Below are 20,884 nucleotides of genomic sequence, written 5' to 3' on the forward strand. Positions count from 1 at the left end.
GACCTGCCGGACGTGCGCATCTGGAACGCCTGCGACCGGTGACCGGGAGGTACCCGGTCTCCGGTCGCAGAGTGCTGTTTCGGGCCGGTCAGTCTTCGTAGGGGAGGTATATGCCGCCGTCCGGAGCGGCGATGGCGCACAGGCGCTCGTACTCGGTGCGGTCTTCATCGGTCATGTGCGGGAGTACGTCCATGACCATGCGGGCTTCGGGGTGACGGGCGAAGTACGAGTACAAGAGTTCGATGAGAGCCTCCGTGGCCGTGTGCTGCTCAAGGGCAGCCGCAGCGTTGCGGGCGCTCAGCGCTGCCGTGGCTTCGAGTTCGGCACGCGTTGCCTGGAAGGCGGTGGCCTGTTCGGCCCGGGTGAAGGGGCGTCCGTCACTGTGGGACCAGGTGTCGGTGTCGGGCCGGAGCTTGAAGTCTGCGTCCAGCAGCAGGGCGATGACTTCGATGCGCAGTTCGGTTTCGGGCATGCGGGGGTTTCCTTACGGGACGGGGGTTGGTGGTGATGTTTTCAAGGCTCCGGAAAATCCCCGGTTTGGCTGACCGGGGATCGTCGGCTATGTAGGGGGCCGGAGGCGTCCGGGCGTCAGCGCCGGCGGGAGGCGTTGCTCGTGGCCTTCGGAACCGGTTGTGTGGTCGCCGCGCGCCGGGGGAGTGATGCTGCGGGATCGGCAGGCAGGTGCGCGAGACGGCGGAGACGCCAGACGAGGACGTCGCTGACGGAGGTGGCGCTGTCCAGCTCCCGGTGCCGTGTGGCTTCTACGAGGAGGCGGTCCGGGTTGTGGCCTGCGGCCTGGGTATCGGCGAGGGTGGCCGCCAGGGCGGGCCAGCCCGGCTCGGCCAGAACTTGTTCGGCGATCTCGGGCAGCGCCTGGCGTAGGACGGCTGCCTGTCGTCGCTGCAGTGGCAGGGAGCGGCCTCGCTGGTGGAGCACGGACATCGGCTGGGCGGCCGCGATCTCGTACGCGGCGCCCAGGTGTTGGGCGGCTTGATGGGCGGCTTCGGCTTGCTGGGCGTGGTGCTTCTTGGCGTGCCAGTTCGCCGCCGCGGTGACGAGGAAGAACGCGGTGTCGATGAGCATGGCGGTGGTGGCGCCGTCCTCCCCGCGGCCGAGGGCTGGTCCGCTGTGGGCGAGGTCGTGCGCGGCCTGGCGCAGGGCGTGGTCGTGCCCGCGTACGGCGCGGACGTGGGAGCGCGAGGCCCGCTCGAACGCGAAGGCTGCATCACGGAGTTCTCGTTGGGTGTGGGCGGCGGAGGTGTCGGCGAGCGCGTCGAGGACCTCGCCGGCAGCGGCGATCTGGGCTGCTGCCGTGCCGTCGTCGCCGTGCTCGATGAGCAGCAGCGCCTGCCAGGTCGCCGTGGTGGCGCGGCGGCGGGCGTATGCCGGGCCGGTCACCGGCGGGAGAGCGGGCTGCTCCGGTGAGACGACTTCGTCGGAGGAGGGTTCTGCCGGCGGGGTCCAGCGTTCGCGGATGCGCGGCAAGGAGAGGTCGGAGGCGAGCTTGGATCCCGAGTAGAACACGGGCTCGCCGTGCTTGTTTCGGTCGTCGGGCAGGGCCACGGTGTAGCCGAGGAGGTCCCCGGACGGTGCCACGCGCTGCTTTACCAGGAGACCGGCATGGGTGAGGCGGCCGAAGAACTCCTCCTCGCTCTGGGCGCCGGCCGCCGCGCGTCGGACGCTTTCGCGCAGTTCCTCCCTCGGGGTGCGTTCCCGCTGGTGGCGGTCGGCTTTGTGGCGTTCGACGCTGGTGGGGCGCTGGGCTGCGGTTCCGTCACCGGTGTTGAGGCGGCGCAGGCCGTAGTCGGCCTCGATGAGGCGGGCTTCGGCCTGGGAGCGCTTGGCTTCGTTGTGGCGGCGGGGCCGCCGGCCGTCTTCGCGGACGGTGGTGGCGATGATGTGGATGTGGTCGTCGGCGTGGCGGACGGCTGCCCAGCGACAGGCGGCGGTGTCGCCCTCGGGGGCCAGGCCGGTGGCGGCAACCATGCGGCGGGCGATGTTGCCCCACTGTTCGTCGGTGAGGATCGGGTCCTCGGGCGCGGCGCGTACGGACAGGTGCCACACGTGCTCGGTGGGGCGCCGTGACTTGGGAAGGGCTTCGACGGGCTGGTCGAGGAGCCTTTGCAGGTCCGCGTAAGTGGCTTTCGGGTTGCGTCCGGGGTCGGGGACGAGGCTGTCCCAGGCCGCCACGAGGTGCGGGTCGGTGTGTTCCTCGTGGGTGCCGAGGCCGTAGAGGTAGCGGATCAGGCCGATGGTACGGGTGCCCATCTTGTGGACGCGGGGGATCATTCGGTGGGAGTCTCCGCCTCTACGTATCGCTGGGTGAAGTCGTCCACGCGCTCGGCGGTGCGCTGGACCGCGTCGAGGACCGCCTTGGCGTGGGGGGCATCGACGCCGGAGTTCAAGACGGTGGCGACCTGGTTGAGGTTGTTGCCGATCTGGCCGAGGGCTCTGCGCAGCGCGAACAGCTCTCTGACCATCTCCCGGTGGGTGGCGATCTCGGCTTCGGTGTGTTCGAGGTCGCGTGCGGCCTTCAGGGCAGAGTGGGCGAGGAAGCCGGCGGTGCTCATGCGGCAGGCAGACGCGGCGTCGGTGAGGAGCTGGAATTCGTCGTCGTTCATGCGGCAACTGGGCTGGTGCATGCGCTTCTTCTCGGCGAGCAGGCGTTCACGCTGGCGCACGTGCGATGTCGTTGGGGCGGTGTGCGCGCAGCGGGGAGTGTGGCAGGTGTGTTGTCCCTCCGTTTCGTGGTGCGATCCGGCCATGGCCGCGTCCCGAAGGACCGGCGCCCCCTGGTGCCGGTCCGCTTCCGCCACCCCTGGGGCGGGGGAGCCCAGAGCATTGCTCCCGACGGGAGCAATGCTCTGGGTACAACTTGCTCCTCCTGAGGCTGGAAGCGAGGGCATGTTCTCGTCGTGGGTGGGACGGTCGTGCGGTGGGTTGTGCATGCGTGTCCTTGAAGCGGTAGAGGCTGGTTGTGTGCAGGGGCCGTTGGGCGGGGGCGACCGGTTGGGGACCGCTCGCTCGTGACGCGAGACGGTGCCGGATGCTGTCCGGGGACCGGGCAGGGACGGTTCCCGTTTCGGGGAGGCGCTCGGTCCCCAGCGGCAGGGGCGTGGGGACCGGTCCCGTCTCCGTCCCCGTAGGGGGGGGTGGGGACGGTCCCCGACGTGGTGAGCTGGCGGTCCCCGAACCGCCGCAGGGCGGTCCCGGATGGTGGGGGCCGTGGGGACGGTCCCCACTGGGTCGGGATGTCAGGCCGGGGTGACCTGCGGAAATAGAGTTGGGGACCGGTCCCCGTGGTGCCCGGCGCGCGCAGCGCAATCAGGGGACGGTCCCCGATCGACTGCTGTCGGTCCCCTCCTGGGGAGGGCGCTGTCAGACGGGACCGGGGCTCGTTTGGGGACCGGGACCGGGTTGGGGACCGTCATGGGGACGGGACCGGGAGCGGGGTGAGGACGGTCCCCGAACGGCTCGGGCCAGTGGTTCGGTCCCCACGATGACGGGGACCGGCCCGGGTGGGGACCGTGGTGGTCAGGAGCCCGACGGCTGGGTGCGTCGGCGGTCCGGGCCGGTGAGGATGACGCGGGTGGTCATCTCTGCCAGGCGGGAGGCGACGCGGTCCCCGACTGCGTTGCGGAGTTCCGCGATCGGCAGGTTGGTGGTGATCAGGGTCGGGAGCATCTCGGTGTAGCGGCGGTTGATCAGCCGGTACGTCAGCTCCTCGGTCCACTCGGACTGCTTGGCCGCGCCGAGGTCGTCCAGGATCAGCAGCGGGCACCGGCCGAGCTCTTGGATCTCCCGCTCGGGGTCGTGGTTGGGCCGGGGCCGGAGCTGGGCGTAGAGGTCGGCGGAGGTGACCGCCTGCCAGCGCAGGCGTACTCCGGCGGCCAGCAGCGAGCGGACGGCTCCGTAGGCCTGATGTGTCTTGCCGATGCCGGTGGTTCCGGCGATCAGCAGCGAGGGGCCGTAGGCGATGCCCCGGGTACCGGCCGGCCCGTTTCGCCCGGCGCGGGTGACCGCCTCCACCCAGCCCAGGACTTCGGCTTGGGTGGCGAGTGCCTCGCGGTAGCGGGGCGGGATGCGGCGGTCGGCGAGTTCCAGGGCGGTCACCGGCTCCACCGTGGGCCCGGCGGGTGTGGTGTCGGGGTCGATGCCCTTGGCAGCGAGAATGGCCTGGAGACGGGCTGCCAGGGTGCCGGCGCGCTGCGGTTCACGGGTCGCGGTGGTCATAGCTGGCCTCCGTAAGCGGCTTCGGCGTCAACAGGGTTGGTGTACGGCTGAGGGGCCCGGCGGGCGCCAGCACTGGTCTGGGGCGGGTTCATGGCCTCGTTGACCAGGCTGGGCAGCAGGCTCGGGTAGAGGCTCTTGAGGCGCATGCGATCGACCCCGGCGCGGATGTGGTCCGGGTCGATGCCTTCGTGCAGCAGCTTGCTGATCTCCCGGCCGACGTGGCCCAGGACTTTCTCCGGAGGGCGCTTCCCGCATGCGGCGGCGTACTCGGCGACCAGTTGCTGGGCCGTTGCGGTCTGGGGTGTGGCGGGGGCGCTCGCGCCTCCCAACGGAGATCCTAGATCCATGATCCTAGGTCCTAGATCCGGACCGTGAGGGCTCGGCGCAGGCTCCCCCCCCCTTCCTGCTGATGCTGCACGGAGGGCTCACTGAACCCGTCCTGACCTGCGGATACGGGGATCATCGAAGCGGCGTGAGATGTGGGTGCGAGCTCCGGGGCGGGTGCCTGATGGTGCACGGACGTCTCACGGAGCCCTCCCTGCGCCAGCGGTGAAGTCAGGGGTACCCGACCGCCGTCGTGGTAGGGACAGTTCGGGTGCCGGACACCGCTGGGGCGGTTGACTTTCTGGTGCTTGGAGAAGGTCACGATGTGCAGGTACCGCTTGCCGTCCTCACCCTCGTACCGGCAGATGAGTTCATTGCCGGCGAGCTGGGTGAGGTCGTCCTCGACCTCGATCGGGCCGTGTTCGGGTCGCAGGGACCACAAGAGGCCCGCGATGACGGCGGACTGGTCACGGAACCGGCCGTGGTCGTCGGCCTGGGTGAGCAGACCGAAGAACGTCCGCTCCGCGGTGATGCTGACGGCGGCCAGTGATTCGGAGCTGAAGGCTTCAGGCTTGATGGTGCGGATGCGTGCCATGCCTATCGCCCCGCCTTCGCCTGCTGCTGGGACGGCGACGCCGCGGTGGGCGCGGGTGTGCGGACGGCTGCTTCGGCCGTACTGTTGGGCATAGACGTTCCTCAGATCCGTTCAGGAGCGGGCGGTTTGGACAAGGGGCTCCCATCGGCTCTCGGCGCTGCAACGCCGGGAGCCGATTCCTTTGTCAGGGGTGCTTGGCCAAGACAGCCACACCCAGCCCGCGGAAGTCCAGCGAATCCGTACTCGAAAAGCGTCAGAGCGCATCGCTGATCGCGAACGTCTTCACAGTAAGGGCGAATCCCCGGTTGACCAAAAAGTCGACGGCGCAGGGAGAGCGAGGAAGATCGCACCCCGAAAGTCATTGACCGGGGTAGGCGAGGCGATCTATGTTTCCGCCGCCGAGCCACTGATGGTGTGCGTACCTCTGTGATCCGAGATGGGTCCTAGTTCCGCAATGGCCGCCTATGCGCGAATCGCCAGTTCGTTCTCCGTGAAACGGGCTCCAAAGTCCCATGTCTGGGCTTCCGTGATTACGAGAACCCGGGAACCCGAGCTACAACAGACGCATGCCCCGAAGAGCTACGGAAATCGGTCCCGCCGGAGAACGGACCGCCCACGCCATCGAGCGGCTGCGCACTTCGCGCGGATTCGCCCAGCGAGAGCTCGCTGCCCGTGTCACCGAGCTCGGCCACCCCATGACCAACACCATGCTGTCCCGCATCGAACGCACCCGCCGGCGCTGCGACGTGGATGACCTCGCCGCCATTGCGGCCGCCCTCGGTGTCTCCCCACTTGCCCTGCTCCAGCCTGCGACGTAGGGGTTCGGGCGGGTGCGCGGTGACGTCGCCCCGGCTTATACCCGACGATCCCCGGTCAGCCAAACCGGGGATTCTCCAGACCATTGAAGTAGTCCGCTCCACCTGCCTGACAGCAAACGGGGGTGGACTCGTCATGCCCGATGTCCGTCGCCACAGGCTGTCGACGGAAGACCCCGAAGGTTTCGATACGTGCGAAGTGCCGCTTGTGACAGTGAATTGCTGGCGAATGTCCGTATGTCGCCGCTGCGGAGGGGTTTTCTGAACGTGCGTGAAGCCGCCGAATACCTGGGGCTGTCGCCCGCCACCCTGTACGTGTGGCGGCATCGTCGCCAAGGTCCGCCGAGTTTTCGGATGGGGCGGAGCGGACGCGTGATGTACCGGATCGAAACGCTTGACGAATGGATCCGGGAACAGGAGCAGGCGGACTCCCGCAGTAACACTTTCCTAAATCCGGTGAATGCCGCCCCGCAGCGCCGCGCCGGGTACGCGGCCACGGCCTGACCGATCTACCCGGCCTTACCACCCGCCCTACGTCCAACCCTCGCCCCGAGGAATTCTTTGGCTGGCTATATCGAAGACCGTTGGATCAAAAAGAAGAAGGATCCTGTCACAGGGAAGCGTGAGCGTACGACCCGTTACGGCAAGGGGTCTCGGTATCGTGTCGCTGGAATCCCGGGCGTCCGGGACATGTCGTTCGACGTGCTGGAGGACGCCAAGGGGTGGCTCCGGCGGTCCGGCACCGACAGCGAACGGGGCGAGTTCGTCGACCCGCGCGACGGCTCCATCACCTTGACGGACTTCGTCACGCGCCACTGGCGCGCCGGCGTTCGCGGCGCGCCCGGCACGGTCAAACGAGTTGATGAGCGTGTACGACTCCACATCCTTCCGCACCTCGGCGCGGTGGCGCTGCGCGACGTGTCGGCGACCGTCCTGCGCGGCTACATAGCCACGCTCGAAGGCGAGTGCTCTCCGCGGTACGCCCGGCAGATCCTCACCTCGCTGTCGAACATCTTCGAGACCGCGATCGACGACAAGCGCCTCGTCCGCAACCCGATGCGGGCCAAGACGGTGCGTTGGCCGAAGGCGCCCGACGAGGATCGTGACGCGTGGCCGCTGGCAACGGCGCAGCGGGTGCGGGACGTGATCAATCCTCGGTATCGAATCGCGGTCGTCGTCGCGCTGGGGTGTGGGCTGCGCCAGGGAGAGGTGTTCGGGTTGTCGCCGAGGGACATCGACTTCGAACGCGGTGTCATCCGAGTGCGCAGGCAGGTGCAACTCCTCTCAGGGCGCCTCTACTTCGCCCTGCCCAAGGGCGGCAAGACGCGCATCGTCGACATGCCCCGTTCGGTGGCCACGGAACTGGCCGCGTACTTCCTCGACCATCCGGCGGTCGACGTCGAGCTCCCCTGGGGCGGACCGGAGCCCGACCGGGAGAAGCAGAGCTTCCCGCTCGTCCTCACGACGACGTACGGCAACGCCATCCGCGCCAACATCTTCAACGACGAGGCCTGGAAGCCGGCCCTCGCCGCGGCCGGAGTCATTCCCGCGCGGGAGAAGGGTGCGCGGTGGAAGGCTTCGCGCAAGGACGGCTTCCACGTGCTTCGGCACACTTACGCCTCGGTCCTCCTCGAAGCGGGCGAGTCCATTGTCACGCTCGCCCGGTGGCTCGGTCACTCAAGTCCGACCATCACCCTCGACCACTACGCCCACTTCATGCCGGAGGCCGGGGGCAAGGGCCGCGCGGCCATCGACGCACTGCTCGGCACGGTGCCCGAGTACGTACCCGCGAGCCTCGTTACGGTGTGATCAACGGGGTGGCGCAGCCGATGCTGTACTACACCGCTTTCGATACTCGCCGCAGGCACGTGCTACTGAAGGCGGTCTACGGCACGGGAGGGGCAGTGCCAGGTCCTATGCCGCGCCGTCCTTCTGGTCATGTGCTCGAAGGAACTCGGTGGCCACGGCGGTGACGATCTCCGGATTGAGGCGCACCAGCGCTGGCAGACAGATGCTCCAATGGCCGACCGATAGGGCCTGAGCGAGCAAGCTTGTTGATCTGTCCGTTTCGAAGTCGACTGCCAGCGCTGTCAGGACCTTGGCGCGTTCGAAGGGGTCTGCAATCGCGGCAGCCATGTTCTCGGCGCGCAGAGGGTCACCATCGCCCGCGCATGCATAGGCGACACTGCTGAGGGCGCGCGCCCGCTGGATCGGATCGGCGATCGAATGGGCTACTCTCTCAGCCTCGTTCAGAGAGCCGAAATCTGCCGCGTACTGCACGATGGCGGTCAGTGCTTTCGCTCTCCTGGATGCATCCGAGATTGTACGAGCAATGCGCTCCGCACGGATGAGATCACCGGCCTTTGCCGTGGTCGACGCCACAGTGCTCAAGACTTTTTGGCGAAGTGGTGGACTGACGATGGAGCCGGCGAGCTGGTCCGCACGTTCCGGGTCGCCTGCCGCAGCCAACTGCTGTGCTATCACGGTGATTGTCTGGTCTCGGCTCGTGGCGTTGGGAAGTGCGTCGACCACCGCCAGAGCATGTTCAGTGAGTTCCTCGGCTCCGCGTATGTTTCCAGCCCCTGCCAAGGCCATCGACACAGCAAGCAGGCCCTTCACGCGGAGTGCAGGAACGGTGATGGCTTCGACCGTGCTTCTTGCTCGTTCCACGTCCCCGCCCTCCACAGCTACACAGGCGCGGCTGATCAAGTCCCTGGCCTGCTGGTACAGGCTTGGAGAGGAACGCAATGGAGCTGGCACGGCGTGGTTCGCTTCTGAGGAGTTCGGGTCCCCGGGTAGCACCGGCCGGGCGTCTGGAGGAACTTCGTCTACCCCGGTCCGGTCGCCATCTATGGCGACGACATCACCTTGCGTTGGTGACAGCAGAGCCAGGGCCTTGGCCCGACGCTCTGGGTCCTCAATTGAACGGGCAATCCTTTCGACCCTGTCACCCTCGCCTCGGACGACTCCTGCCTTGACGATCAGCAGTAGCGCCTTCGACCGCTGAAGTGCATCTGTGATGGCGGCGGCGACCTCGTCAGCTTGGTCGAGTGACCCTCGCACAGCGATGGCCTCTGAGACGACGGTCAGTGTGCGGTCCCGCTGTGCAAGATCGGAGATGCCTCGGGCGATTTCCTCAGCCCGATAGAGGTCGCCAGCCGAGGCCGTGGCCTGCACCAGCACAGCCTGGTCCCTGCCGACGTGGTGCCGGCCGTTGACGGACCGGGCCGTCTGTTCTGCCTCCACAGCGATCTCCTCAGCGCGATGCGCGTCGCCGTTCGTCGCCAGGCCTGACGCCACCACCGCCAGCGCTTTGGCTCGCCGAGTGTGGTTGTCGAAGCCGCGTGCAAGAGCCAGCGCGCGGTCTGGGTTGCCTGAGAGCGCCAATCCCCGGGCGATCGCAGTGAAGGCCTGCTCTCTTTCAGATGCCCCTGTCGTCGCGTGAGCCGCCTTTTCGGCTGAGCGCAGGATTTTCCCTGCCGTTTTACTTCCACTAGTATTTGCGGCTTCGCATGCGACAGCGGCCAGAATCCAGGCCCGGCGCCCCGGGTTTCGTATGGACAGCGCTAGGTTCTCGGCTTGTCTCGCGATGTCGAAACCAGGACGTGCGGCGCCGTTCGCAGTCGCCGCCCGGGCGACGACTGCGAGTGCATGGGCTCGATCCGATCGGGGGCCGACCGACTGGGCGATAGCTCGGGCCCGTCGCCAGTCACCAGCGTTCGCTACCTCCATCGCGACGGCAGAGAGTGCCTGGGCACGCTCTGACCAGAGCGTCAAGGACTTCGCGAGGGCGACGGCGTGGCCGACGTCGTCCACAGCGGCGGCGGCACGCGCGACGGCGCTGAGGGCATGTTCGCGCTGCGTTCTGGTTGTAAGCGAGCGGGCCGCCTTCTCGGCACGCGTCACCAGCAGTTGCGCGCGGCGCTTATCCGCCGTGCCTGCGAAGGTACGCGCGACAATCGCGTAGGCGTGTGCCTCCAGCTCCGGGGCTGCGATGGCGAGCATGCTCTTCTCAGCCTGTTCGACCACCGTCTGGGCGTGCTGTAGGTCGCCGAGGGTCGCAATGTGACGTGCTACGGAAGCGAGAGCGCGGACTTGTTGGGCAGATGTGGTGATGGAGCGGGCTAGGGCCTCAGCGCGGCTGTATCTGCCCAGTTGTGCCCAGACCACCGGAAGGTGAGTGGGAATGTGATCGTTTCGCTCGGTGAGCTTGATGCGGTGGACGGTGAGTCGACTCACCGCCACCAGATCCGGGACAGGTGAACTGGATGCTGCCTCCTGGGCCGTGAGGATCTCTCCGAGCGCGACGCTGTCACCGCCGATGATGTCCAGCATGCGATGGTGTCGGTCAGGATCCGTTGCGCACTTCAACATGCGGTGAATGTCCGCCGTTACGTGGAGGAGTTTGAAGTATCCGCGCAAGAGGTACTCAGGGGTGTCTACGGGCCACTTGTTTGCGCGATACTCCTCAGCCCATGTGTGGATCCGTTCCCGATACTCCGCCAGGCGAGACCTTCCCAGGAATCGTACGGCTTGCTGCTGGATATCCTCGTGACCGAGGACGTAGACCGCTACTTGTGGGCGCCATCGCCCCGCCCGAGGACTGAAGGTACGACCGGACACTGCCCGGAGATGGTCCTCTATCTCCCAGTCCGATAGGCCGGTGAGACCTGCCAGGTCCGCCTCGGAGAGTCCTCCGCCGGCTGCCGTCAGCAGGCCAAGCAAGTCCTTCTCGATCTGGCTGCCGTGCATGAGTCTCTTGAGTTCACGCTCCGCGTCCTGACGGACAACTGCGGCATGAGGGGAGGCGTTGAGTGGCCGCACGATGCTCGGCCAGCGCAGCGGGTGTGCGTCTGGGACGTCCGCAGGGATAGGGGGATTTGGGCGCCCGGCGACGATCACACGCATGCCGACTGGCGGGATGCTCGGCAGGATCGCGGCGATGCTGTGCGTGTCCGGAGCAGAGGTGACCCCGCGGTCCTCGTCTAGGCCGTCCACCACGAGCACCAGGCGCTCCCCTCTACGCCGACAAACGTCGGCCGCCCGCTCGAAGGCACCCAACAGATGAGCTTCACGTGTGGCATCGGTAAGCATCATCGGCATGGGCTCGCCGAGAAGCTCCAATGTCTGTTCGAGGACCACCTCGGTGAACGCCGTGCTGTCCGCCTGCCCAGATAGACGGGCGGTGATGAAGAACGACAACACCCGTACTCTGGGCGGTGGATCCAACACAAAGGTGGAGAGTAGGGCTGACTTGCCAGCCCATGCCTGTGCCCGCCACCACAAGTAGGGTTCCGAATCAGGATCAGTGCAGAAGCTTGCTAGCTCTGCTAGTTCCGCTTCCCGAGCGAGCAGCTGCTGCGGAGCGATGCGTCGTACCTGAGCCAAGTAGTCGGAGCGCACCGCTGGGTGGCGAGCCTCTGTGTCGTCCCTCTCGTCGGAGTCGCCATCTTCCGAGGAGTATTCAGCAAGGGGGAAGCCGATCAGGTCCCGGCGCAGCGAATCGGCGGTCTTCGTCGCGGCCGTCGGTGCGTATCGGCCCACCAGTTCGCAGAGCCGACTGAACAGCCGGTCTGCGGCGTCTGGTGTACCCGCCTTGACGACGCCCCGGAGCCGGCCCACCGCCATCGCCCGGTCCGTCTCGTCGACGCCTTCGAGTCGGACCTCCCGAAGCCGCAATGCACCGAGGACGCGCCATGTCAGCTCGGTCAGAGACCTTCCGCTCATGTTGATACCAGCACCCACCGCGGCCGAGGCGACCATGTGGTCGAAGTGGGTCAGTCGCTCCCGTACTCCCTGATTCGTCCGCCCTGGGTGGGAGACTTCCATGCGGAACCGACGCTCACTCACCGTGTCCCGGGCGATGCCAGCCAGCTCCTTGAGCTGCCTTACGTGTGTGTTGGGACTCGCAACTACGAGAGCCAGTCGCCAACGTCCTTCGGCGACTTCCTCTGGATGATCGTGCACCACCTGGAGATAGGAACCGATCAGTTCTACGGTCGTTTGGTCGCTGGCTACGAACGACGGGTCCCGTCGGACGCCGATCGATACCTGCCGCCGCGCACCGTCCACCGAACGGCCGGTCAACACCAGGTCGTCTACGGGGCTGTAGGCACTCGCCTGGAAGTGGATCTCGTCCGGAGTGACATCGCTTCCCAGCTCGTCCACGGGGTCGGCGGTGAGCAGATGGCTCAGCAGGAGTGCGCCATAGCGGTGCTCCAAGACGGTGCCACCGCCACCCGTCGAGTACGGGCTTGCACGTCTCACGCCACTTCGGGCCAGGGAAGGATCGGACACTCGTTCAGCCTACGTGGCCATTGCTCTCATCGCGGCGAGACTGCGCTGGGACCTTTCCGAGGAGGTCGACGGCTGGCGGAGGAAGTACAGAAGCAAGCTCCGCCAAAGGGATCGCAGAGGACCGGCAGTGGCGGCCTATTGCGGATTCGCCACCAGAGGGGCCCTGGCGAATCTGCCCCGAGGTGGACAGCTGGCAGCCGTTGGCCCCATCAGGCTCTAAGTGGTCTACGTTGCCTCGCAAGGAGTTGCACCTCGCGGGCGACATATGGAGTGCCATCCATGGGAATGCGACCGAGGCCGCTGATGGGCCGACGTATACGCGGGTCCCGCTCCGCTGAAGGCCGCCGACGCGCGGGAGGGGGCGGCGCCAGCGGGGGAGAGCCCTGAAGGGTCGGGAAGTGCATTCTCCCCAGATTCTCCCCAGGGGACTCGACAGGCCACTTCCTGGCGTTCGCAAGAGCTAAGTTAATCAACCGATTGGTGGGCCAGCTACAGCCAGTCGCGCTTCTTGAAGATGACGTACAGGCTGACGCAGACCACTGCCATCAGCAGGATTGCGAAGGGGTAGCCGCCCGCCCACTTCAGTTCCGGCATGTCCTCGAAGTTCATGCCGTAGATGGTTCCCACCAACGTGGGTGCAAAGAGGATGGCGGCCCAGGAGGAGATCTTCTTGATCTCCTCGTTTTGTTCGAAGCCGGCTTCCGCCAGGGCGCGCATTTCGGCGTTCTGTTGTTGGGAGACCAGGGTGGCGTTGACCGTCAGGATTTCGGTGAGGGCTTGGCGGAAGCCGTCCACGCGTTCGCTGGTGTGGGTGACGTGGTCGGCCACGTCGCGGAGGTAGCGCTGGAGTTCCTCGTCCGTGCCGTACTTCGCGAAGCCGGCCATCAGGCTGTGGAGCATGCCGACCAGGGGGCGGGTCGCGCGTTGGAACTCGACCATTTCGCGGGAGAGTTCGTAGATGCGGCGGGAGACCTCCGGGTCGCCGCGGAAGACTTCCGTCTCGATCTCGTCCATGTCGTTCTGGACCCCCTCGACGACCGGGGCGTAGCCGTCGACCACCGCGTCGAGGATGGCGTACAGGGCGGCTTCCGGGCCGAGGGAGAGGAGTTCCGGGGAGGCCTCCATGCGGCGGCGGACCGCGGAGAGGTCGGGGGCGGCGCCGTGGCGGACCGTGATCAGGAAGTCCGGGCCGACGAAGATGTGGAGCTCGCCGAAGTCGACCTCCTCCAGGGCGTCCAGGTACCGGGCGGCGCGCAGGACGACGAAGAGGGTGTCTCCGTACCGCTCGAGCTTGGGGCGCTGGTGGGCCTCCAGGGCGTCCTCGATCGAGAGCGGGTGGAGGTTGAACTCGGCTGCCAGTGAATGCAGTTCGGTTTCGCTGGGCCGGTGCAGACCGATCCAGGCCATGCCGTCGGGCTGCTCGCGCAGTCGGCGGAACGTCTCGGCGAGGGTGGCGGGGGAGGCGACCCGGACGCCGTGGTGGTAGACGGCGGAGTCGATCACGCTGCGGTGGTCGGCGGGGGTGGGGTCCTGTGTAGCCGGCTTCGGGGAACGCGGGGGCGTGGCCGGGGTGCCGGGAGGAGGGGCGGCCGGGCGGCGCCACCCCGGCCGCTTCGCGGGCGGGGGTGAATCGCGGCGGTCTGGGTGCTCCGACATCGCAGGTCAGCTCCCGCTCGAACAGGTGTTTACGAGGTGTTATGGGTGTTTACGAGTATGTGCCAGCATCGCGCAGGATATCCGGATGGATGGGCCGTCGCCTCGGTCGGACGGACCGGGGGACCGGTCGGATCGCCCGGATGGATGGTTCGGGTAGCCAGGGGTTGCGGACAGAAGGTGTCCGCAAGGGGGACTACGTTGTGGTCATGGCCTCCAGGACGACGCACCGCGTGCTCGACACCCGTTCACTGAACCGTGCCACGCTCGACCGCCAGCTGCTCCTGGGTCGTGCGCAGATGTCCGCACGGGACGCGGTCCAGCACCTCCTGGGGCTCCAGGCGCAGAACGTGAAGCCGCCCTACTTCCAGCTCCACGCGCGCCTCGCCGGATTCCGGCCCACCGAGCTCGCCGGGCTGATGGAGTCCCGGGACGTGGTCCGGATGGTCACCATGCGGTCCACCATCCACACCCACACGGCCCACGACGCGTTCCTCCTGCGGCCCCTCGTCCAGCCCGCCCGCGACCGGGAGGTCAACTACTTCCGCAAGGGCCTGGTGGGAGTCGACCTGGACAGGCTCGCCCGCCGCGCCCGGGCGTTCGTGGAAGAGGAACCGCGCACCATGGCCGAGATCCGCGAGGAGCTGGTCGAGGAATGGCCCGGCGCCGACCCCCAGTCGCTGTCCGTCGCCGCCCGCTGCCTCCTGCCGCTCGTACAGGTCACCCCGCGGGGGGTGTGGGGCAGGAGTGGAGGGGTACGGCTCACCACCCTCGGTGAGTGGACGAGGGAGAGGGAGGGTGAGGGGGCGGGGAGCTTTGCGGACGGGCCCCGGGCCGCCGACGGCGTTGAGGCCACCGACCGCGTCGACGGCATCGGCGGCATCGACGACGCCGACCACCCCCAGGGCATCGACGGACTCGTCCTGCGCTACCTCCGCGCCTTCGGGCCCGCCTCCGTCAAGGACATGCAGACCTGGGCCGGCCTCACCCGGCTGCGCGAGCCCTTCGAGCGGCTGCGGCCGCGGCTGGCCGTGTTCCAGGACGAGAACGGCGTCGAGCTCTTCGACCTGCCCGACGCGCCCCGCCCCGACGCCGACGTGCCCGCCCCGCCGCGCTTCCTCCCCGAGTTCGACAACCTGCTCCTCTCCCACGCGGACCGCTCCCGGGTGGTCGCCCCCGCGCTCAAGGGGCGCAGCTGGTCGGGAAACCAGGCCCACTGCACCCTCCTCCTCGACGGCTTCCTCTCCGGGCTGTGGAAGCTCGACGGCGCCACGCTCACCGTCGAGCTGTTCTCCCCCGCCCCCAAGGCGCTCGAGGCGGAGATCGTCGCCGAGGGGGAGGCCCTCCTCGCGGCCATGGCCGCGGAGGGCCCCGGCGACGCGGTCGCGGGCGGGCTGGCCCCCGTCAGCGGGTCCCTTGCCGGGTCCCTTGCCACCGGCATCGTCCGCTTCGGGTCAATCCACGGCTGACGCCGCTCTGGTGGCCCGTACGCCGGACACGGCACGATGCCTGGCATGACCCAGAACATGTCGAACCCGTCGGACCCGTCCAAGGCGTCAGAACCGCCGAACCCGTCGCACCGGCCCCACGCGAACCTCGACGCCACCGCCCGGTTCCTCGCCGCCCGCGATTTCCTGCTGGAACGGCGCGGGGACTACGAGGCCGCCCGGGCCGGATTCACCTGGCCCCGCCCCGAGCGGTTCAACTGGGCCCTCGACTGGTTCGACCACGTCGCGGCCGGGAACCAGGACGACGCCCTGCGGATCGTCGAGGAGGACGGCACCAGCCACGCCGTCTCCTTCGAGCAGATGAGCGCCCGCTCCGGCGCGGCAGCCAACTGGCTGCGTGCCCAGGGCGTCGCCCCCGGGGACCGGATCCTCGTCATGCTCGGCAACCAGCGCGAGCTGTGGGAGGTGATGCTCGGCGCCATGAAGCTGCGCGCCGTCGTCATCCCGGCGACCCCGCTGCTCGGCCCGGCCGACCTGCGCGACCGCATCGACCGGGGCCACGTACGGCACGTCATCGCGCGGGCCGAGGACACCGGCAAGTTCGACGCCGTACCCGGCGGGTACACCCGGATCGCCGCCGGGCCCGACATCCCCACCGGATGGCGGCGCCTGGAGGACATGTACGCCGCCGAGGGCCGCTTCACCCCGGACGGAGAGACCCTCGCCACCGACCCGCTGATGCTCTACTTCACCTCCGGCACCACCGCCCGGCCCAAGCTCGTGGAGCACACGCACGCTTCGTACCCGATCGGGCACCTCTCCACCATGTACTGGCTCGGCCTGCGCCCCGGCGACGTACACCTCAACATCGCCTCGCCCGGCTGGGCCAAGCACGCCTGGTCCAACCTCTTCGCCCCGTGGAACGCCGGCGCCACCGTCTTCGTCCACAACTACGCGCGCTTCGACCCGGAGCGGCTGATGGCCGAGATGGACCGGCACGGCGTGACGACCTTCTGCGCCCCGCCCACCGTGTGGCGGATGCTGATCCAGTCCGACCTCAGCGCGCTGCGCACCCCGCCGCGCGAGGCCGTCGCCGCCGGAGAGCCGCTCAATCCGGAGGTCATCGACAAGGTCCGCGAGGCGTGGGGCGTGACCATCCGCGACGGCTTCGGCCAGACCGAGACCACGCTCCAGGCCGGCAACTTCCCCGGCGCCCCCGTCAAGCCGGGCTCCATGGGCCGCCCCGCCCCCGGGTACGAGATCGTCCTGCTGGATCCGGTCACCGGCAAGGAATCCCCCGACGAGGGCGAACTCTGCGTGGCGCTCGGCCCGCGCCCCGCCGGAGTGATGACCGGCTACCGGGACGATCCCGAGCGCACCGCCGAGGCCATGGCCGACGGGCTCTACCGCACCGGCGACATCGCCTCGCGCGACGCCGACGGCTACCTCACCTACGTGGGCCGCGCCGACGACGTCTTCAAGGCATCCGACTACAAGATCAGCCCGTTCGAGCTGGAGAGCGCCCTGCTGGAGCACGAGGCGGTCGCCGAAGCCGCCGTCGTCCCGGCCCCGGACGCGCTGCGCCTCGCCGTCCCCAAGGCGTACGTCACGCTCGCCGCGGGCTGGGAGCCGGGCCCGGAGACGGCCCGCGTGCTGTTCGAGCACTCCCGCGCGGTGCTGTCCCCGTACAAGAGGATCCGCCGCATCGAATTCGGAGAGCTTCCGAAGACCGTGTCCGGCAAGATCCGCCGGGTGGAGCTGCGCGAGCTCACCGCGGCCGGCTCGGCCGAGGAGTACGACGAGGCGGATCTCGGCCTCGGCTGATCCGGGCGCGCGCGGGCGCGAGGGCACGTGGGGCGCGCCGGCGCGAGGTACGACGCTCCGCGCACACGGCCGGTACGGGCCCGCGCTCACGCTCCCGGTACGGGCCCGCGCTCACGCAGCCGGTACGGGCCCGCGCGCACGCGGCCCCGTACCGGTAGCGGGTCCTAGGCCGAGGCCGGCAGCAGGGCCTCGATCGCCGCGATGACCTCGGGGGCCTCGGGCTCCGTGCGCGGGCGGAAGCGGCCCACGACCTCACCGGCGGGGGAGATCAGGAACTTCTCGAAGTTCCACGTGATGTCACCGGCCTCGCCCTCGGCGTCCGGGGTCTTCACGAGCTCCTGGTACAGCGGGTGCCGGTTCTCGCCGTTGACCTCGGACTTCTCCAGCATCGGGAAGGTGACCCCGAAACCGGTCGCGCAGAAGGTCTGGATGTCATCGGCGGTGCCCGGCTCCTGCCCGCCGAACTGGTTGCAGGGGACACCGATGACGGTGAAACCCTTCTCCTCGTACGCGGACTGCAGCCGGGCCAGACCCGAGTACTGCGGGGTGAGACCGCACTGCGAGGCGGTGTTCACGAGCAGGACCGCCTTGCCCTTGTAGGCGGCGAGGCTGGTGGGCTCGTCGGACAGGGTGGTCAGCGGGATGTCGTACAGGCTCATCAGGCTCTCCTCGGCAGAAAGGCACGCAATATCCCACGAGCCTAGGCCCCCGTACCGACGAGTTCGTCCGCCGGGTCGTTGACCGGCTGCGGCGTGCCCGTGAGGTCCACGACGAACAGCGGTATCCCCAGGTCGTCCGCGCGGGCGCGGGCGTCCTGCGTGTATCCGGCGAGCGCGAAGTAGACGCTCGTCGCGGAGGCCGTGAGCCCGTTCAGCCAGACGCACTCCACCGCCCGCACCCCGGCCGGTGCGGTGGTCGGGTCCACCTGGGCGACCAGCCCGGGGGCGCGCAGGTCGACCGGGGCCGACGGGACGGGCCGGCCGTCGGGCTGGCGCACGTCCTGGAATCCGAGCCAGCGCAGGTACAGCGCGGCCGTGGACACCGCGTCCCGGGCGGTACGGATGGTCACGGGGAGGAACGCAGGGCGCCGCGCGGACCCGCCCGCCGCGGCGGACGGGTCGCCCGCAGCCGCGGGGTCCGCAGCACCCCGCCCCGCGCCACCGTGCCCGGCGGGACCCCGCCCCGGAGCGGCCCGCCCCGGCTCCGCCGGGTTCCCCGCCCGCTCCCCGTCCCCCGGTCCCCGCGGATGGACCGGGACAACCAGCACCGTCCCGCACGACCCGCACCCCACCTCCGGATGCGGCCAGTCCCCGTCCTGTCCGCAGGCCTCGCACCGCACCGTCACCCAGCTGTCCGACCAGGTGCGGTGGATCAGCTCGCGGGCCGGCGCCGCAAGGTCCAGCGGCGGGGTGACCGGGCTCCCGCAGGCGCAGGGGAACACCGGAGCCGTGTAGTCGTTCTCGCGCAGGCAGGCGGGACAGCGCACCGGTACCGCATCCGTCATGACACCTGGCCCCCTCGTCGCTGTGCGTGGACCCATGCTCCACCACCAGCCACCACCAGGGCGGGCAGACCATCGATTTTCCGTCGGCACCTGGATTTTCGTACAACCCACCGACCGAGACGTGGCTTTTGGTGGTTTCCGGGCTGCGGTTCCGCCTTGACGTGCGTGAAGGCGCGCCTTAGCTTGTTCCGTATAGCAGAACAAAACTTCCGGATTACGGAAAAGCCTGACCGCCAGACCCGCAGGAGAACTCGATGCCTCGTATGACAGCCGCCGCCGCCGCAGTGGAGATCCTCAAGCGCGAGGGCGTTTCGCAAGCGTTCGGCGTGCCCGGCGCTGCGATCAACCCGTTCTACCGCGAGCTCAAGAACGTCGGTGGCATCAACCACACGCTCGCTCGCCACGTCGAGGGCGCCTCGCACATGGCCGAGGGCTACACCCGCACGGCGCCGGGCAACATCGGTGTCTGCATCGGTACCTCGGGCCCCGCCGGCACCGACATGATCACCGGCCTGTACTCGGCCATCGCGGACTCGATCCCGATCCTGTGCATCACCGGTCAGGCCCCGGTCGCCAAGCTCCACAAGGAAGACTTCCAGGCCGTCGACATCGCGTCGATCGCCAAGCCGGTCACCAAGAAGGCCACCACGGTCCTCGAGGCCGCGCAGGTCCCGGGCGTGTTCCAGGAAGCCTTCTACCTGATGCGCTCCGGCCGCCCCGGCCCGGTCCTCATCGACCTGCCGATCGACGTCCAGCTGACCGAGATCGAGTTCGACCCGGACCTGTACGAGCCGCTGGCCGTCCACAAGCCGGCCGCGACCCGCAAGCAGGCCGAGAAGGCCATCCAGCTGCTGCTGGAGTCCGAGCGTCCGCTGATCGTCGCGGGTGGCGGCATCATCAACGCCGACGCCTCCGACCTGCTGGTCGAGTTCGCCGAGCTGGTCGGCGTCCCGGTCATCTCCACCCTCATGGGCTGGGGCGTCATCCCGGACGACCACGAGCTCGCCGCCGGCATGGTCGGTGTGCAGACCTCGCACCGCTACGGCAACGCGACGTTCCTGGAGTCCGACTACGTCCTGGGCATCGGCAACCGCTGGGCCAACCGTCACACCGGTTACAACCTGGACGCCTACCTCGGCGACCGCACGTTCGTCCACGTGGACATCGAGCCCACCCAGATCGGCAAGATCTTCGCCCCCGCCCTCGGCATCGCCTCGGACGCCAAGGCCGCGCTGGAACTCTTCATCGAGGTCGCCAAGGAGCTCAAGGCCGCGGGCAAGCTGCCCGACTACAGCGCCTGGGTCGCCTCGCACCTGGAACGCAAGGGCTCGCTGCAGCGCCGTACGCACTTCGACAACATCCCCATGAAGCCGCAGCGCGTCTACGAGGAGATGAACAAGGCCTTCGGCCCGGAGACCCGCTACGTCACCACCATCGGTCTGTCCCAGATCGCCGGTGCGCAGATGCTGCACGTCTTCAAGCCGCGCCACTGGATCAACTGCGGCCAGGCCGGCCCGCTCGGCTGGACCATCCCGGCCGCGCTGGGCGTCGCCACCGCCGACCCGACGACCCCGGTCGTCGCGCTCTCCGGTGACTACGACTTCCAGTTCATGCTGGAGGAGCTGGCCGTCGGTGCGCAGCACAAGATCCCGTACGTCCACGTCCTCGTGAACAACGCCTACCTGGGTCTGATCCGTCAGGCTCAGGGTGGTCTCGGCATCAACTTCGAGGTCAACCTCGAGTTCGAGAACATCAACGCCCCCGAGCTGGGCGTCTACGGCGTCGACCACGTCAAGGTCGTCGAGGGTCTGGGCTGCAAGGCCATCCGCGTGACGGACCCGAACGAGCTGGGTGCCGCTCTCGAGGAGGCCAAGAAGCTGGCCGCCGAGTTCAGCGTCCCGGTCGTCGTCGAGGCCATCCTCGAGCGCGTCACCAACATCTCGATGAGCAAGACGGTCGACATGAGCGACGTCACCGAGTTCGAGGAGATCGCGACCGAGCCGGGCCACGCCCCGACCGCGATCCGCCCGATCTCCGCCTAGCCCCACCAAGGCCGGCCCGGCACGACACGACGGCCCCCGTTCCTCCCGAAGGAGGGCGGTTTCTAGGGATCGTTGCAACACCTGGTTGGTTTGATCAGGCGGCAAGTAGTTTATGCAGGCGCTCGGCTGGGGTCTCCCAGCCGAGCGTT

The 20,884-nt window shown here is 68.5% G+C and carries 16 protein-coding genes; 6 read left to right on the forward strand and 10 right to left on the reverse strand.

Features of this window, described 5'->3' with window-relative positions:
* Positions 1 to 88 precede the first annotated feature (88 nt).
* The 6 genes from ABZY44_RS12210 to ABZY44_RS12235 form a co-directional block, all read right to left on the reverse strand.
* Complete coding sequence (locus ABZY44_RS12210; RefSeq protein ID WP_356652653.1) at positions 89 to 472, reverse strand: hypothetical protein; 384 nt, start codon at positions 470 to 472, stop codon at positions 89 to 91.
* A 116-nt stretch (positions 473 to 588) separates the two neighbouring features.
* Positions 589 to 2,289 (reverse strand): relaxase/mobilization nuclease domain-containing protein, encoded by a 1,701-nt coding sequence (locus ABZY44_RS12215; protein ID WP_356652655.1) that lies wholly within the window; start codon positions 2,287 to 2,289, stop codon positions 589 to 591.
* Positions 2,286 to 2,681 (reverse strand): plasmid mobilization relaxosome protein MobC, encoded by a 396-nt coding sequence (gene mobC / locus ABZY44_RS12220; protein ID WP_356652657.1) that lies wholly within the window; start codon positions 2,679 to 2,681, stop codon positions 2,286 to 2,288. The genes ABZY44_RS12215 and mobC overlap by 4 nt, the downstream gene beginning before the upstream one ends.
* An 853-nt stretch (positions 2,682 to 3,534) precedes the next feature.
* Positions 3,535 to 4,233 carry an ATP-binding protein gene (locus ABZY44_RS12225; RefSeq protein ID WP_053676768.1) on the reverse strand — a complete coding sequence of 233 codons (699 nt, stop codon included), beginning with the start codon at positions 4,231 to 4,233 and terminating at the stop codon, positions 3,535 to 3,537.
* Positions 4,230 to 4,580, reverse strand: a complete 351-nt coding sequence (locus tag ABZY44_RS12230) for a hypothetical protein (protein ID WP_267040273.1) — start codon at positions 4,578 to 4,580, stop codon at positions 4,230 to 4,232. Before ABZY44_RS12230 ends, ABZY44_RS12225 begins: the two co-directional genes overlap by 4 nt.
* A gap of 11 nt (positions 4,581 to 4,591) precedes the next feature.
* On the reverse strand, positions 4,592 to 5,152 hold the full coding sequence (locus ABZY44_RS12235; RefSeq protein ID WP_356652660.1) for a hypothetical protein: 561 nt from the start codon (positions 5,150 to 5,152) through the stop codon (positions 4,592 to 4,594).
* A 566-nt stretch (positions 5,153 to 5,718) separates the two neighbouring features.
* Here ABZY44_RS12235 and ABZY44_RS12240 point away from each other — a divergent pair.
* The 3 genes from ABZY44_RS12240 to ABZY44_RS12250 all read left to right on the forward strand — a co-directional run bounded on the left by ABZY44_RS12240 (position 5,719) and on the right by ABZY44_RS12250 (position 7,776).
* Positions 5,719 to 5,970: a helix-turn-helix transcriptional regulator gene (locus ABZY44_RS12240; protein WP_356652662.1), complete on the forward strand. Its 252-nt coding sequence runs from the start codon at positions 5,719 to 5,721 to the stop codon at positions 5,968 to 5,970.
* 189 nt (positions 5,971 to 6,159) lie between these two features.
* Positions 6,160 to 6,471 (forward strand): helix-turn-helix domain-containing protein, encoded by a 312-nt coding sequence (locus tag ABZY44_RS12245; protein WP_356652664.1) that lies wholly within the window; start codon positions 6,160 to 6,162, stop codon positions 6,469 to 6,471.
* Positions 6,472 to 6,528: 57 nt separating this feature from the next.
* A complete protein-coding gene (locus tag ABZY44_RS12250; protein ID WP_356652666.1) occupies positions 6,529 to 7,776 on the forward strand; it encodes a site-specific integrase in 1,248 nt (415 codons plus the stop codon).
* 105 nt (positions 7,777 to 7,881) lie between these two features.
* On the opposite strand, the gene ABZY44_RS12255 is transcribed toward ABZY44_RS12250, so the two are convergent.
* Together ABZY44_RS12255 and ABZY44_RS12260 are read right to left on the reverse strand one after the other, a co-directional pair.
* Entirely contained in the window at positions 7,882 to 12,264 is a 4,383-nt protein-coding gene (locus ABZY44_RS12255) for a hypothetical protein (protein ID WP_356652668.1), read from the reverse strand.
* A gap of 489 nt (positions 12,265 to 12,753) precedes the next feature.
* A complete protein-coding gene (locus tag ABZY44_RS12260) occupies positions 12,754 to 13,920 on the reverse strand; it encodes a magnesium and cobalt transport protein CorA (protein WP_356652670.1) in 1,167 nt (388 codons plus the stop codon).
* 206 nt (positions 13,921 to 14,126) lie between these two features.
* On the opposite strand from ABZY44_RS12260, the gene ABZY44_RS12265 reads away from it, so the two are divergent.
* Both ABZY44_RS12265 and ABZY44_RS12270 read left to right on the forward strand, forming a co-directional pair.
* A complete protein-coding gene (locus tag ABZY44_RS12265) occupies positions 14,127 to 15,386 on the forward strand; it encodes a winged helix DNA-binding domain-containing protein (protein WP_356652672.1) in 1,260 nt (419 codons plus the stop codon).
* A gap of 45 nt (positions 15,387 to 15,431) precedes the next feature.
* Entirely contained in the window at positions 15,432 to 17,189 is a 1,758-nt protein-coding gene (locus ABZY44_RS12270; protein ID WP_356652674.1) for an AMP-binding protein, read from the forward strand.
* Positions 17,190 to 17,353: 164 nt separating this feature from the next.
* On the opposite strand, the gene ABZY44_RS12275 is transcribed toward ABZY44_RS12270, so the two are convergent.
* Entirely contained in the window at positions 17,354 to 17,848 is a 495-nt protein-coding gene (locus ABZY44_RS12275) for a glutathione peroxidase (protein WP_356652676.1), read from the reverse strand.
* 41 nt (positions 17,849 to 17,889) lie between these two features.
* On the reverse strand, positions 17,890 to 18,693 hold the full coding sequence (locus ABZY44_RS12280) for a hypothetical protein (RefSeq protein WP_356652678.1): 804 nt from the start codon (positions 18,691 to 18,693) through the stop codon (positions 17,890 to 17,892).
* A gap of 254 nt (positions 18,694 to 18,947) precedes the next feature.
* On the opposite strand from ABZY44_RS12280, the gene gcl reads away from it, so the two are divergent.
* Positions 18,948 to 20,735 carry a glyoxylate carboligase gene (gene gcl, locus ABZY44_RS12285; protein WP_356652680.1) on the forward strand — a complete coding sequence of 596 codons (1,788 nt, stop codon included), beginning with the start codon at positions 18,948 to 18,950 and terminating at the stop codon, positions 20,733 to 20,735.
* Positions 20,736 to 20,884 lie beyond the last annotated feature (149 nt).

The organism is Streptomyces sp. NPDC006544 (assembly GCF_040611715.1).
GTDB lineage: Bacteria > Actinomycetota > Actinomycetes > Streptomycetales > Streptomycetaceae > Streptomyces.